This is a genomic window from Mesorhizobium sp. M0664, assembly GCF_040320565.1.
Classification (GTDB): Bacteria; Pseudomonadota; Alphaproteobacteria; order Rhizobiales; family Rhizobiaceae; genus Mesorhizobium.
Genome location: NZ_JAMYPW010000028.1, coordinates 37,623 through 52,858 on the forward strand (window position 1 = coordinate 37,623; position 15,236 = coordinate 52,858).

9 protein-coding genes are annotated in these 15,236 nt (G+C 63.4%); 4 read left to right on the top strand and 5 right to left on the bottom strand.

What is annotated here, in order from left to right:
- The first annotated feature begins 165 nt into the window (after window positions 1-165).
- The 3 genes from NKI39_RS22245 (at window position 166) to NKI39_RS22255 (ending at window position 10,078) form a co-directional block, all read left to right on the top strand.
- Window positions 166-4,416 (top strand): PLL family lectin, encoded by a 4,251-nt coding sequence (locus NKI39_RS22245; protein ID WP_352834413.1) that lies wholly within the window; start codon window positions 166-168, stop codon window positions 4,414-4,416.
- Window positions 4,413-7,943, top strand: a complete 3,531-nt coding sequence (locus tag NKI39_RS22250; RefSeq protein WP_352834416.1) for a hypothetical protein — start codon at window positions 4,413-4,415, stop codon at window positions 7,941-7,943. Before NKI39_RS22245 ends, NKI39_RS22250 begins: the two co-directional genes overlap by 4 nt.
- Before the next feature lie 1,673 nt (window positions 7,944-9,616).
- Window positions 9,617-10,078 (top strand): phasin, encoded by a 462-nt coding sequence (locus tag NKI39_RS22255; RefSeq protein ID WP_352834480.1) that lies wholly within the window; start codon window positions 9,617-9,619, stop codon window positions 10,076-10,078.
- Window positions 10,079-10,883: 805 nt separating this feature from the next.
- On the opposite strand, the gene NKI39_RS22260 is transcribed toward NKI39_RS22255, so the two are convergent.
- The 3 genes from NKI39_RS22260 to NKI39_RS22270 are packed head-to-tail and all read right to left on the bottom strand — an operon-like array spanning window position 10,884 to window position 12,030.
- Entirely contained in the window at window positions 10,884-11,162 is a 279-nt protein-coding gene (locus NKI39_RS22260; protein WP_352834482.1) for an integrase core domain-containing protein, read from the bottom strand.
- Between the two features lie 9 nt (window positions 11,163-11,171).
- Window positions 11,172-11,732: an IS3 family transposase gene (locus NKI39_RS22265; RefSeq protein WP_352834485.1), complete on the bottom strand. Its 561-nt coding sequence runs from the start codon at window positions 11,730-11,732 to the stop codon at window positions 11,172-11,174.
- A gap of 43 nt (window positions 11,733-11,775) precedes the next feature.
- Window positions 11,776-12,030 (bottom strand): transposase, encoded by a 255-nt coding sequence (locus NKI39_RS22270; protein ID WP_352509701.1) that lies wholly within the window; start codon window positions 12,028-12,030, stop codon window positions 11,776-11,778.
- A 491-nt stretch (window positions 12,031-12,521) separates the two neighbouring features.
- Between NKI39_RS22270 and NKI39_RS22275 the strand changes: the two genes are divergently transcribed.
- Window positions 12,522-12,806, top strand: coding sequence for a hypothetical protein (locus tag NKI39_RS22275; protein ID WP_352834419.1), 285 nt, complete (start codon window positions 12,522-12,524; stop codon window positions 12,804-12,806).
- Window positions 12,807-13,392: 586 nt separating this feature from the next.
- On the opposite strand, the gene NKI39_RS22280 is transcribed toward NKI39_RS22275, so the two are convergent.
- Window positions 13,393-13,824 carry an RES family NAD+ phosphorylase gene (locus NKI39_RS22280; RefSeq protein WP_352834422.1) on the bottom strand — a complete coding sequence of 144 codons (432 nt, stop codon included), beginning with the start codon at window positions 13,822-13,824 and terminating at the stop codon, window positions 13,393-13,395.
- Between the two features lie 2 nt (window positions 13,825-13,826).
- Window positions 13,827-14,549, bottom strand: a complete 723-nt coding sequence (locus tag NKI39_RS22285; protein ID WP_352834424.1) for an antitoxin Xre/MbcA/ParS-like domain-containing protein — start codon at window positions 14,547-14,549, stop codon at window positions 13,827-13,829.
- Between the last annotated feature and the right edge of the window lie 687 nt (window positions 14,550-15,236).

Below are 15,236 nucleotides of genomic sequence, written 5' to 3' on the forward strand. Positions count from 1 at the left end.
AGGGGTCTCATGGGTTCGGTGACGATCTCGCTGCGGCGCGGCTGCGGTGAACATGGGAGAGGCGACCAGGCTTAGGGGCTTCGCTGGTCGGACAAACGACAGCAACAGGGGATGACGACGGCTCGATGACAGGTTGATCCAGTCCCTTCGTCTGGGAGTTGCGGCATGGACAAGTCCACCCTCCGCCACCGCGTTTCGGTCGCTATGTGGGACGAGTGGAGGCTGCACGCCTTCGTGCGTGGTGACGACGGCAACGTCGAGCACTTCTGGCCGAGTGATGGGGACCTGATGTTCGGTCCCGAGGATCTGGGGGGTAAATTCGACACCGACCCGATCGCGACGTTCGGGCCGGGCGGTCTCCATCTCGTCGGCCGGGTCGGGTCGCGGCTGGTCGACTGGGTGTGGCCCGCAGCGGGGGAGCCCGCCCTTTTGGGAGCGCCGCAAGAGCTGGTCCTGCCTGGGCTGGCGGTGGCCGACCCTGATGTGCTCGTGTCCGGTGGCGCGCTCCAAGTGTTCGCACCGAGCTTGGACGGCCCGATGCGACGCTGGTTCCTGACCTCACTGGACGAGGGCTGGCAGGGGCCGGATGTCCTCACCGAGGACATTGCCGATCCTTCGGAGCGACCCTGTGCCGTTCGCCGGCCCGATGGCCTGATCGACGTGTTCTCGGTCGACACCGACAACAACGGCTTGCGACACTGGTTCCAGAGCGGCGGCGGCTGGGCGTCTGAGCACCTGTCGCGCTCCGTCGACAGCCAGAGGCTCGAGGGTCGGCCCACCGCACTATGGAGCGGGGAGCGTCGGCTAGACGTGTTCGCTGTCCGCAACGACGGGGTGCCCATCCACTGGGGGTTCGACGGCCAAACCTGGTTCACCGACGAGGTGCGAGTAGGAAGTCCGGGTGCGAAGCCGGGCGAGCTGACCCTGATCAGCCCGAGGGAGCGCCGGCTAACTTTGATCGCGAGCACGAACGGTGCCGGTGCACCCCTGCTGTCTGGTTGGGACCTGCACGACCAGCCGCCCTTCGGATGGCTGGGCCCCCAAGATATGGAGGGGGGCAGTACGCCGACTACAGTCTGGCTCGCCCTGACCTCGCCGGACGACAGTAGCAGCCCCTCGCAGGGCCAGATGAACACGCTGTCCCGCACCGCTGACGGCTCATTCTCCTACCAGCTGTGGACCCTAACGAACGAGCACTCGATCGACGGCCGCTTCGGCTGGGAGAGTGCGCCCCACTTACTCAAGCTGGCCGAGCCACCATACCCACCGGAGACCTTCACGCCTGCGAACGTCGACCCCAACCTTCTCGCGCGGCGTCCCGATGACCTCGTGCTCATGGGCGTGCGATGGAACGACGCAGTCCAGATCGAGCCCGGGGAGCCGACTGAGCTGGTCGCCAGCAGGGTTGCGCAGCTCAGCGTGACGCTCCCACCACAGCACGTGGCCGAACAGGTGGTCGACGGGAGAGGGCCGGCCACACCGTCGGTTGACCCGCAGTTCACAGGCGGAGTCCCGGTCTGGAGTGCGAGCGCGTCCGGTCCGAGCCGCGTCGTGGTGTCTTTGGAAGCCGGCACCCGCGTACCTCTCACAGTTGAGGGGGTATTGGAGGCACTGCTGCACGGTGCGCTTGTTCCTTCGTCCGATGCGACCGACACGGGCACCCAGATTGAGCTGCCCTACCGGTTTCTGATGACCCCGTTCCGTGACGACGAAGTCGCGATTGGTCTCGACCATGCGCCCACGTCGGTCCAAGGCCCAGGCGGCGCGGTCGGGCTCTGGAACACGCGTATCTCGGCATCGGGTGTTGTTTCTGGCCAGCCCGCCGGGCTCACCCTGCGACCGCTGGCCGTCGACAACCACGATCCGTTCCGCACCAGTCTCTCGGGACCGTCCCGATCAAGGATTCTGCGAGAGGAGGCAACGGCGGATATCCACCGATTGCGCCTCAGCGCGCTAGGCGGCACACTGGCCGTTGCAGGGACGTGGCCGACGTTCGAATGGGACCACGTCGCAACCCTCGGTCGTGACCAAAAGGTGCGGACGGCGACCCAGGGCGTAATTTGCCCCTACGGCAACCGCGCCATGTATGTTGAGACGAGCGAACGCCAGTTAGAGGCGACCGCTGAGGGTTCGGTGGCCCACCTGCGGAAGCGGTCGGTACTGATCATTACCGAACCCCTCCGCGACCTACCCCCTTCGCGCGCCTTCCCGTTCCAGCGGGTGGAGTTCCAACGGACCCTGGTCGACTTCGGCGCAGACCCGGTCTTCGAGGGAAAGAAGACGTTCCCCGTCCCAGGGGTCGACGAGCTCATCGCGACACAGTCTCGATTTAGGTCGTCCGCTAGGGACCTCAGGGAGACGATCGACGGCGGCGATATGGGTCCCATCGCGGGTCAGTTGCCGGTGGAAGACCTGGCGTTGGGCGGCGGAGGGATCGCGGACGAGGTGGCTCAAGCCGCCTCGCAGTATGTCGACTTCTTCGTCGAAATCGCTCGCATCGAGGAGCAACTGCGGGCGCTGCAGCTCTTCACCAACGTGCCCGTGGACGTCTTCATGGTGCCGGGTGGCGTCGATACCCCCCTGCGCTTCCCGATCCTGCTGTCCGCTGCCTCGGCGCAGGTACAGGTGGACGTGCCGGTCGTCTTCGTCGCCGACATCCGCAGGCCCGACGGCCTGCTCCACCCGTCGTACCGCTCGCTGGAGGATCCGGAGATCCTGAAGGGGGTGGAAGCCGCCTACATCAAGGCCGGCGACGGTGAGGTGGCGATCGCCCCTACACGCATCGACATGGTGGGGTCCGGGCTTGGACAGGCGACTGACCGGCCGGAGGTACGTCGCCTTCACATCGTCGGCGAGTCGCGCGACGGCGGCTTCGCTCCCCGGCTGGGGATCGCGCCCAAGGCCGATGAAGACGTCCCTCCTGATCGGCGGTGGGGCTTTGCGATGGCCCTGCCCGAGATCGGGACGCTGTCCGGTCAGGTCGCCGCCTCCACACCCGTCCTGCGCATGGCGCTGAGCACCGAACTGCTTAGCGGCGCTCCCGACCCGAGGCTGCTCTTCCGCACTCCGAAAAACGTCGATGCAGTGACGGCTCGGTTCTCCGGCAATTCGTCGCGCAGCGGAGGCCTGTCGGCCCCGGACCTGAAAATCAACGCAGTCTCCCGGGCGGGCGGGCCGGTGGACGCGGCGACGTTCCTCGCCCAGGTGACCGGCGGCGACCTCAGGCCCGCAAGCTTCCTCGACGAGTCTGCATCACTGCTCGGCTTCTCTCTCATCGACCTGATCAAAGACGCCGCGCTCACTGGCACGCCGGAGATCCTCGCCGACCCGACTCCCGGGCGCCCGCCCAGGGTGACCATGACGTGGCTGCAAGTGCCGTTGCAGACCAAGGACTCCTTCCTGGCAGCCGACGACGCCACCATGGACATCGAGGTCGTGCTGTCGCCGACCGAGCACCGGGTTCGTTGCACCGTGTCCAACGTCGCCCTTGCCTTTCCGACCGCCGACGAAGACGACAAGCTGCTTGAGGTCCGCTTCAAAAGGCTCGAGTTCTTACAGGAGGGCAGCAACGTCCCATCAATTGACGTTGATCTGAAGGGAGCCCAGTTCTTCGGCTTCCTCAAGCTGCTTGAGGACCTGCAGAATTCCGTGAAGTTTGCCGGCGGGACTCCCGGCGTGCACGCCTCCGACACGGGGGTCACCGCAACTTTCGACCTGCCGGTGCCCAACGTCACGACCGGTGGCTTCCAACTCACCGGACTGACGTTCCACGGTTTCGTCGACGTGCCGTTCGACGAACGACCGGTCAGCATCGGGCTGGCCTTTGCTAGCCGGCAGGACCCATTTAACGTCAGTGTTCTGGCGCTCGGAGGCGGTGGATATGTCGACATCGTGCTCGACAAGTCCGGCCTTAAACAGCTGGAGATCGCCCTAGAGTTCGGGGCCAGCCTTGAGATCGACTTCATCGTCGCCTCCGGCGAAGTACACGCTATGGGCGGCATCCGCGTCGTCAAGGACGAGGAATTTGACCTCGAGGCTTACCTGAGGTTCGGCGGGATGGTCGAGGTTTTGGGTCTGGTGTCAGTTTCGATTGAGCTGCTGGTCACCCTCACCTGGAAGGCGGACCGCGAAGCGCTCGTGGGCCAGGCCACACTTGTGCTGGAGATCGATCTGTTCCTGTTCAGCGACAGTGTGGAGATCGACAGCGGCGAGTGGACGATCGGCGGTGACGACCGGCAGGTGAACCAACCGCTGCCGCCGCCCAACATACCTCCCGGCCCCCGATTCGCGCTCGATCCGGCGCTGGGGCTCGATCTGGGGCTCGGCTTCGCCGCCACCGGTGGCGCGGTGACCCATCTCGATGTCGACGCCTGGCGCGCATATCGCGCTGCCTTCGACGAGGGAGCGCTGCCGTGAGTACACTGACCCTGATCCCCGTGCCCGGTGGCCGGGTACGCAATGGCAAAGCGGTGCTCAGCGTCGTGATAACGCCGCGTCTTACCCAGGCCCTCGCGACAGCGGGCATGGGTGACTGGCCATCGGTCATCAACGCCGCCGCGAACGGATTCGCTGTACACACGAGGGCGACAGGCAGCACCACCGCGGACGCCAGCAGCCCAACGGCGACCCTCCTCTCCGTGGCTCGCACCGACGTCTGGGAGGCGTTTTTCGGCACGATTGGTGTCACCCCGGCCACGGCCTCGCCCCGCGGCTACCACCCACCGGCCGTTCTGGAGACGACCAAGGACGCCGCCGCCGTGCGGCAGACCTACCTCAACACCGCAATGGCCATCGGCAGTCCCGAGGCGGTCGAGCGCGAACTCGACAAGTGGCATGGCGAGGTGGCCCGGCCCACGCAGACCGAGCGGGACACGGCCGTAGGCCGCGTAGGTGCGCCCGACTTCCACCGCGCCGTCGCGATGCTGCGCGAGCATCCGCAGATGCTGAGGCTCCTGGGCCTGATCGTGGACCTTGAGCTGGAGGGTCTCCCGCAGGCGGCCGCGCGTGAGGTGTCGGTGACATGGGACGGCTCGCCGGTGAACGTCGTACCCCGTTGGACGAGGTACGAGTTCGACGGCAATCTGTTCCTCCCGACGGCGTCTGGCGATGTCGGCCGCGGCGTGGTTGACCTGCGCGACGAGGAGCGATGGCGGATCGTCGGCTTCGACGTCGACGGCGCAGTGGGCAAGCTGCGTGGGGCTGCACGGATGCTCGCCACCGACCGGTCGCGCCGGGCGGAGGGCGCACCGGCCGACGGGGGGCGGCCAAGCCTTCCGCCCTTGCGCTCGGCCGGCCTGATGCTCACGCGCGTCGGTCGTAAGGAGCAGCTCGCCCAGCGCAGCGCGCAGAGCCTGGCCGCGTCAGCCGACGAATTGGCCGACAAGGTGCTTACCGCCGAAGATCTGGTGCTAGGCTACCGCATCGACGTGCGCGTGGAGGACACGGACACGTGGTTCTCCTTGCACCGCCGCAACGCCACCTATCGCATCGGAGACCTGCCAGAGATCAAGGTCGTTGACGAGGAGGGCCACGTCAAGGCGCACGCGGCCGTGATCGACGAGAAGGGCCTGCGCACCGACGAGGTCGTCGCTCGATGGGATGGTTGGAGCCTATCAGTGCCGCGTCAGCGTCTGGACGGGGCGCCCAGCCCCAATCGCCGCTCGGCGTTGGAGATGCCTTACGACTTCGAAGTAAAATACCGCGTGGTAGACGCCTCATTGGTGGAGCTGGAGTTCGGACGTAGCTATCAGCTGCGGGCCCGGGTGGCCGACATCGCCGGCGGCGGGCTGGCTCTGCGGGACCCTGCGGTAGGTGACGCAGCTAGCACTACGGCCTATGTGCGCTACGAGCCAGTCCCGCCGCCCCAGGTTGTCGTTCCTCCCGGACTCATGGTCGCGGACGCGTTTCAGCCGGGGAATTTCCGCATCGACGCTGCGGTTCTCGGCCCTGGAGGTTCCTTGGAACGCCTGGTGATCCGGTCGGAGCCCGACGGCGACGCATTCACGACGGTGCCGTTTGCCGACGACCCGGCCTACCCGGTCAACGACCACCGCACCGTCGTGGCGCCGGTGACGACCTTTTCCCTCGCCGAGCAGCACGGCGTGCTGCGCCTGACCGACGAGCAGGGCTTGTCGCTTGCGTCGCTGGCGTTCGCCAACGGTCAAGGGGGAGAGGTGTCGCTGAACGGCCAGCCGGTGACGCAGCTGCCCGACCCTGCGGCGCTCGGCGTTGGAGTGGCGATCCTGGCGCAGCCCGGCCTGCTGGCGAAGGACGTGCACGACGAGCGACCGTGGGAGGGCGCCTGGCCGGCCCGGGCCAGCAAGATCGTCGAGGTGACGGCCGGACCGGCGCAGTCGATGCCAAGGGTGCGTTGGGTGACGCAGGACGACCCCGGGTCACCCAACGGGTCGTCGTCGCCGCGCGTACAGATAGAGCTGCCACCCGGCTGCCAGGTCGAGGTCGAGGTGACCTCTACGGTTCTGACGGGCTGGATCGACAACTTTGCCCTCAATCGCTTCCTGTCCGAGGGCCTAGCGTCGAATGCCGACGGAAATGCAGCGCAGACCGCCATGTCGACAGGCCGGCACCCCCTGCTGAGCCCGCCGCGCCGGCTGCTCGCCTCGCACGCCGTCCGCCTCCCTTTGCGCGCCGCGCACGGTACGGCGCAGGTCGACCGCGCCCGCGACGAAACAGTGGCCCGGCTGCTTCCAACCGACGACCCGGTCTGGGGTATACACGTGCCGAGCACCGGCTCTGTGCGGGTTGGTGCGACCTGGCGGGAGTGGGGCGACTCGGCCGAGCCGACGACTGCTTCGGCGTCGGTGACACAGCTGAACCTGCCCCGGGGCAGCACGGCGCTCCCGCCCGTAAGCCACGACTTTGGCGACACCAAGCACCGGACGGTGGCGTTCGGCCTGACTTCGATCAGCCGCTTCCGCGACTGCTTCGCGGATACCAGGGACGACCTCTTTGAGCTGCCGGGGACCCTGGAAGATGTCTCCGTGCCCAGCACGGCCCGACCACGGGCCCTGGTCCCGCTCTCGGTGGTCCCCGCGTTCCGCTGGGAAGAGGACCGAGCCGCCGGCACCGCGACGCGCCGCCGCCGGGGTGGCCGGCTTCGGGTCGAGTTGGCCCGTCCCTGGTTCACGACCGGAGAGGGCGAGGCGGTCGCCGTGATACTGTGGCCGCGGGAGGAGACCGCGCTGCCCGCGGAGTTGCGCGACCAGGTGACCTGGTGCAACCGCGACCCGATCCACGCGACCTCCACGCTGCCCGCGCTCGCGGCCGAAGCGCAGTTCACCGGTGCCCAGCAAGCCGTCGACGTACCGATTGCGCCCGGGGGCCCGGTGGTGCGCGCGCTCGTCTACCCGGTGTTCTTCCACAACGACCACTGGTACGCCGACATCGAGCTGCCCGGCGTCGCGTCTGCGTCGTACGCGCCCTTTGTGCGGCTGGCGCTCGCTCGGTTCCAGGACCAGAGCCTGGTAGGCCCCGACCTCGACCTCCGGATGTCGTCGGTCGTGGCAACCGACCTAGCGCCGGCGCTCCCCGACCGCACCCTCACCGTTGCTCGGGAGGGCGCTGGTTTCACGGTGACCCTCGCCGGGCTGGCCCGCGCCTTTACGGGTCAGCCCAACCGAGTGTTCGCGTCGCTCGAGCGCCTCACAGGTCCGGCCGGCGTCACCGCGGGCGACCTGACCTCGCTGACCGCGGGCGACCTGAGCTTCTCCTCCTGGAACCGCGTGTCCGGCAGCACCGCGACGGGCGTCGTCGGTGACGCGCTGGCCGTAGTGGTGCCCTCCGGCGTAGCGGGTGACCTGCGCTTGGTGGTCCGAGAGGTCGAGGAGATGACCGAGAACGTCACCGCCCTCGGCATCGACGCACCGGACGAGCTGGCCGACCGCACCGTGTTCGTCGACGTGGTGGACCTGTCGACCCTGTGACGTCGCGGGCTGAGTGCAAGTCCGAATGTCGGCCATTCTCGCTGTCCGCCTAAGCCTAGCCTAGTCTAGCCGTCACGGCGGAGGCGCGCGACCGAAGTTTCAGGGTTCGATCGACAGGCTGGTGGCGCGGCTTGAGGAAATTATGCCGCGTCCGCGAACGGTCCGATATCCTAGTCCAGCCTGCGCCATGTTGATGTTGCACGCGCCGCCTGGATTCGCACGTGTTAAAGATTCGGAGGCTGTCAGGCGGTGAACTTTCGCGCTCGCCTACGAATGTCAGCTGTTGGGTTCCGCAACGCCAATCTGAACGACCGCAATCAGGCGCTAAGCTGTCATCGGCATCGCGCAATTCGAACTTCGCCGCGGTGGATCTTCACCTGTTCCCTGGCGTCGCTTGGCAGTTAATGATGAGAATGCGGTCGCTTCGGTTAGGTTTGGCAATTAGTTGCGAGAATGGGGCAGCCCGGATTCTCAATTTAACTGCAATCGCATCAGCGTGAAGATCATGAATTCTTTGAATTTTCATACCCTGTCTTCGGGAAATTCGACCCCGTTACGTTGCCGACGCTGCTTCTCACATTAAATGCGAATGGCCCGGTATGATTATCAAATTAAGTGCACGTTTTCAAATTAAGTGCACAGCTAACCAACTGAAATGATTGACATGCGATTCTCATAATTAACTGCAAAGGGACATCCCCAGAAATGACGCCGACACAAACCCGGTTGATTGGATGAGCGTTGATGATTTCCTTGTATGGCGGCCGAAAGGCGCACTCCACAAGCGAGCGCGCGACAGCTTGGTTTCGCTCATTTGCAAGGCGTTGACAGGGCGATGAGACAAGGGAGAACCCGCGCCGAGATCAAGTGCGAGCGCCGCGGGTGGGATTCGACGTTCCGAAGGCACCGCGACGATGCCGCCAACGCGATAGCTAAAGCTCTTATCGGTGAGGCGCGCGGGCTTGGCTTTGAAGCGGCATACCAACCGCGCTGAACGCTCGCACCTACCAAGCCGGACAGCGCTACTGGTCGCTGCATGTTGCTGCCATCGCGCGCGCGGCGTTAGCGCCAACATAAGGAAGACGTGGGGCTTGAGGCCCCACACCCCCACTCCGTTCCGCTTCGCGGACGGATATGCTTGCTCCCTCGGTCGTGCGGCACTATCCGGTGTTGAGCCATATTGCTTTTGAGAATGAAGGATGCGGCTGATCGCCGTCGCATAGCGGCTGATCTCGGCGTCGATCTGGCTGGGGTAAAGCCTCGGCGTTCGAGCTTCTTCCGCTCCTGTGACTTGTCGATGCCCGGATTAGAACCGACAACATCGCGACAGGCTATGAGGGCAGGCCGCATGACGGCCGGTAGAGGACGAATCGAAGCACTTCGTCTACTGCCCAGTCTGCGGCAAACGTTCGACGCGCGCGATCTTGGACAGGTGTTCCACAACGCTGAGCCGCAGCACGAGCCGCTTCCGGTCGAGCAATAGTCCAGCTAGTTGAGCTCTGGCGGCAGACCGACGTTGAGACCGCCTCGGCAGGCGAAAAGTTCAGCGGGTTAACGCTGGGATAAAGAGCATGGTGCGTCGCACAAAAATATTGCAATGCACTACAAATGCCGTAACGTCAGTTTCGTAGATGAATGAGACGGCTTTTGTGAAGGGCCGCCCGCTGAAAAGGATGGAAACTATGGCCAAGACCGCTGACACCGTTGAAAATTCCGAATTCCCGACCTTCGACCCGTCGATGGCTACCGACCAGATCCGCGCTGTCGCCGAAAAGGGCGTCGAGCAGTCGAAAGAAGCCTATGCGAAATTTGCCTCAGGCACCGAGACGACCCAGAAGGCGCTGCAGTCGAGCCTCGAAACCTCCAAGACCGTCGGCAACGAGCTGTCGCTGAAGACAATTGCTGCTCTGCGCGCCAATGCCGAAGCCGGCTTCTCGCACCTCGAAGCCCTGGTTGCCGTGAGGGCGCCCTCCGAGTTCCTCGAGCTGCAGGCTGCCTTCTTGCGCAAGCAGGTCGAACTGACCGTAGAGCAGGCCAAGGAATTTCAGGCCGTGACGACCAAGGCTGCCGAAGATATATCCAAGCCAATCAAGGATGTCTTTGAAAAGGCAATGAAGGATCTCAAGGTCGCCTGATTGAGTCTAGGCGATCGGAGATACCCGCAAAACGACGCCCTTCTCCAGCCGCCTTTTTCTTTTGGGCTGACCGGCTATGTGTCTCTTACGTCAGCTTTGGAAGGCGGGCCTCGGTTTTTGATCGCTGGTCGTCTAGCGACGCGTTCATGTCTCTGATGGCATCGATAATTTGCTCCAAGGCTATTCCGAGCTGACTTTGAGCGCGGACTGGCTCGCGCGGCGGAGCTTGCCGTCCAGGGCAGCACCTATATGCGAGGTAGCCGAGAACGATCCGGAGCTTAAGCGCGCTATCGAGGCGGCAGAGCAGACCCGAGAGGGGCCGGCAGAAGTGCAGGGCAAAACCCCTGCAAATGTCGATGCCGTGACCGAACAGCAGCGAGATCGTCGCCCCGACGAGGCCGAGCGCCGGCCGGACGAACCGTCCGAACTGGGTCGACCGTAGATGCTACAAATCGGCTGCAGGATAAGTTAGACAGCGACAAGGAGGCCGCACAACGCGGCAGCGAAACGACGCGGACCGATCCGGCGCAACAGCATATCCCTCGCCTCGAGGAGTTGGAGCGCGACGAACTATAAAGAAGGGAACGCGACCGCGACGACCGGGTCCGTTAGAGGACCACGTTCAATCGACAGGTTTACGTTTACCAGAGCAACGACCCGAGAGGTGACGAGGGGTTTGGCAGGCTATCTGTTTCGTTTTCTTCTTGGGCGCACTGCAGGTTGCTTAGGAAACGGTGTCTGGCTGGTACCAAAATTTCATGCAGTGGAGCAGCGAAATGAGTGCGCCCCTGAAGGTGGACAGATATCAGGCTGCTGATTTGCCAGTCTGCCGGATGTGTTGATCCACGAACTGCTGCGGGCTCAGATATTCGAGCGCCGAATGGAGCCTGCGTTTGTTGTAGACCTCCTCGATGAAGCGGGGAAGGTGATCAATGACGTCGTCGAAGGTTTCGAAGGCCATCGGGTAGACCGCCTCGACCTTCAGCGTCTTCATGAAGCTCTCCGCCTTGGCGTTGTCGTAACGATTGCCTCTGCGGCCCATCGAGCCCGTCAGGCCGTTTGTTTCCAGCGCTTCGCGGTAAATCTGCGCAGCCTATTGGGAGCCCCGATCGGAATGATGAATGCAGCCGGACGGCGGCTGGCGCCGTTCAATGGCCGCCTTCAAGGCTGCCATCGTCAGCCGCGCATCGATCGATCGGCCAATGGCGTAGCCGGCGATCATGCGCGACCAGGCGTCGAGAATGACTGCGACGTAGACGAAGCGGGTCGGCAGCGCGACATAGGTTATGTCGGAGACCCAGAGCTGGTTCGGGCCGGTTGCAACGATGTCCCTGGCCAGGTTGGGGAAGATCGGGACATCATGATCGCTGTCGGTGCTGGCCACGAAGCGCCGCCTGATCCTGGGCTGCAGATCATGCTCGTGCATCAGGCGCCGGATCTTCTTGTGGCTCACGACGAGGCCTTGCTGACGCAGCGCAGCGCCGACACGGCGATAACCGTAGAACTCGAACTCGTCGCTGATCGAGAACATTGCCTCGACGATCGCGGTGTCGTCGGCCGCGTTCTCCAGGGGATCGTAGTAGGTGGAGCGCGCGATTCCCATCAACCGGCATCCTTCGGCAACGCTGATGCCGCAGGGCCGGTGATGACGGATGTAGTCCCGCTTCTCGGCCGCGGTGCGTTTCTCAGAGCCCCCTTTAGAAACTCAGTTCCAGAGCCTGCTTACCGACCAACCGTTCGAGCGCTGCGATCCGGGCTTCGTATTCCTGGATCAGGTCAGCGGCCTGCGCATCATCGTCGAACGCTCCTTGCTCATATTTGCGCACCCAGATGCGGATCAGGTTGCGCGAGACATCGTGATGCTTAGCCAAGCCGTGCAGCGTCTCGCCGGCGATGAACTCCTGCGCGACCTGGCGTTTGAACTCGATGCTGTGACTGCGGTGCTTTGCCATGGGTTCTCTCTCCGAAAACCCGGAAGGCTGGTCAATCCACACATCCCGATCTGTCCACCCTCAGGGGCGCACTCCAAAATGCCGGCATTTTTGGCCGGCTTTTGGCCGTTCTGATAGTTGCGGGCCTGCGCCACTCAAGCCGTATGCAAGGATAAGAAAATGGCAGACGAACCGAACCGGAATCCGACTGCTGATGAAATAGCCGGCATGCAGTGGTGGAATTCACTTACCGAGACTGAGCGCGCGGACTGCTGGCCCGGGCGGATTCGGCAGTGCCTGCCGAGGCTTGGGCAGCATATAAACGTCAAGGAACGCTCGATCTACAACCTCCTGGCGGGATCCACTAGAGCGGCTGACAGTCGCTCGCGGGAAGGTGGCCGGCGCCGTTTGGGGGGCGTTGGGGTAGATTTGCCTGTTAGGCGCCGGCCAGGCGGGATTGGGGTCTCCCGCCGCAGGAAGAAGCTAACAGAGGCAAGTGAAGTGGGTATGGCGTGATCGCGGAAGGTGGCCTGGAGCACGGCACCGGCCTCTCCGGAAATCGCTTGCTAGTAGCGCCAACCTTGCTTGAATTCGTCGATGAACCATCGCTCGACGTCGTCCCGCACCGAAGTGCTGCTTCGGAATTTCAAGTGGCCCGGCGACTTCTGCTCAAGCCAAGAAAAGAAATCGGAAAATCTTGGATTCTCTGGCTGATGAGGAAGCCCGCGCTCTTCAGCCCATTTTGTGCAAAAGTAGCGAACACCCTGTTCTGCTTCATCCCTAGTCATGACGGGTGATCACCCAAAGGCAAGTCTTCTGTTCCGACACAAAAGCAAGGCGCCGACGACGCTGGTGCGTTCGAACGGCAGCGTGCTAGCCATCCGCGTCGCCACGTCCCGCCGATCAATTTGAGACGGCAATTGAGACCGACAACCCGCCGAGCTTTACGGCCAAAGGAAAGTCGGCGGCCCATCTTTCAATGAGCATTGCCTGAACCCACCGACCTGCGGATTGCCAGTGGCCCCGCGATTCGCAGCTTTGCCGGAACAGAGGCGTGCCGTCTAGCAATGTAGGCGTGTACCGTTCCAGGTGCGGAAGTTTTCGAGACTTCTGCCTTAAACCCTCTCAGCCATTGCTCCAGATCTGATGTTTTCATGCCATCCTGCGTCACGCGCCAGCGCTCGCGTTGCGCAGCACGAGTGATCTAGGTTAGAGATAGCCCGACGGCTCCTTACGAAAGGTCGCCGCGGATAACCCGAACGTTCAGCTGCCTTAGCGCCGGCACGAGTTCCGCATGAGCGCCGTGGCCTGTCGGGCCCTGAGCCTGCCGTCAACGGCGCGGTCGTAGACCGCCACGCATTCCGCTCCGGTCAGCCGCGAATTCTACAGGATCCCGTCAACGGCGAACCCGTTAAAGAGAGTCTGGCTCAGCTTCCGGCCTTCCTGCTGTTGTTTGGCACGTGCAGCGTCGGTGCTGATCCAGAGCCGCAGCAGGCCGGTGGTCCGGACGTCGATCACCGTCAGGGGCGACGTAGCAGAGACTTCGGACACGGCCCAGCCAGCGATTTCCGAGAGATGCAGCATGCGGTAAGATTTTCCCTCGAACCGGTCGCGAATAATCGTCTCGGCGATCGCCGTCGCCAGGTCGCGAGCAATGTAGAGGACCATGAAGGACCGGTCGGGGCTTGCGAAGCGCGATTGTCCGAACCCCATGCCCAATGGAGTAGCTGCGTACTCCTGTCGCATTGCCCGCAGGTAGTGTTGCGGCTGGAATCTGATTGCCAGGTCCGCGACGACTTCGGCGTCAAGCTCCACGATCAGCCGAAATCGAACTCGGCGTCAGCGACGACCTCATCGATGCGCCCAGCCTTGAGTCGGTCGAGCGGAGTTTCGCCGGTGTCGCTCACATGCTGCTGGGTCAGCCACAGCCACGTCGCACGAGGATTCCCGATGATCTTCGTGATTCGGGCCATGTCCTCAACAGGACGACCGTCGACGAATTGGGCGAGCGGAAATACGTGCTTCCGCTCGCCCTTGAGCAGTCCGATCACGGCTCCGCGCCTTTGCCAATCGTGCAGGGTCGAACGCTTCGTCCCGAACATCTTTTCGATCTCACCGGGACCGGCGACAGGACCAGCCCAATCCTCAAGGCGTGTCGGCGTTGCATATTCAGCGAGGCGCAGCCAGCCCTCTTCAAGATCAAAGACCTTCCCGCGGCCTGCGCCTTGGCTGACCTCCAGGGGCTTTTCGACCTCTACTGGAGCAAGTATCTTACTGGGTCGGGCGAGCTCCGTAACCACATTCTCCACTGCTCTCGCCAGTGCCTGTTCGTGCGCAGCGATCTGGCGCTGCTCGGCAGGGGACAGACGAGACGTTACCGCCGTCAGGGCGGCGACCGCCTTGCCGGCGGCTTTCAGAGCGGACTTGGATATTCCTGGATGCCGTCGCGATAACACATCGAGAATGTCAGCGACCGTCTCACGATCGACCTTTGCATCTGCGCGAACTGCCGAGTTGCGAGCGTTTATAACGACCACCATTGGTACCATATTTCTCGCCCTAGATAGTACGGATTGTCCGAAATGTCCAGATTGTAGTCTGGCAAATTTGCACCTGTTGCTGGTGATCTGGACCCATTCCGGACCTTCCTGACGCCGGATCGCTTTTCCCGAAAGGCGGCGTCCACAGAACCAACGCTCATGACCCGAAAAGGACCTCTGACCATCGCATGGCGAATGACCGCTTCGCGCCCGATGCACGAACCCGCTTCGCGGGATGGTCGCCTAGTTCTGAGATGACGCGTATTCATAGGCCTTGAGCAGGTAAAGCCTGCGATCCGACCATGGAGTTCCCTTCAACGAGAGGAACTTGCCATAGCTACCTTGTCGACCGACGCTCCGATCACGCCACTTCGCCAGCGCATGCAGCAAGACATGCTGATGCGGGGCCTGGGACGACAACCTACGACGGACGGAAAGGATTTCCGATAGCTGAAGTGGCAGTTCTAGGACTTTTGAACTGTTCGCTTTCCAGTGCGGTTGCAAGCTCAGGTGTATCAAGCAACTGCTCGACCGCCCCGGCCTTCTCTGAATCAGATGTCATTTGCGCGCCTGTTCCGTGCGTACAATATCAACAATGCACCCCCCGCCATCGCCAAGGCTGCATTTCGCACCGCGTCATGCACCTGACAACAGGCCTTGCGTCGTGTGCAACGGCCATATTTCTAA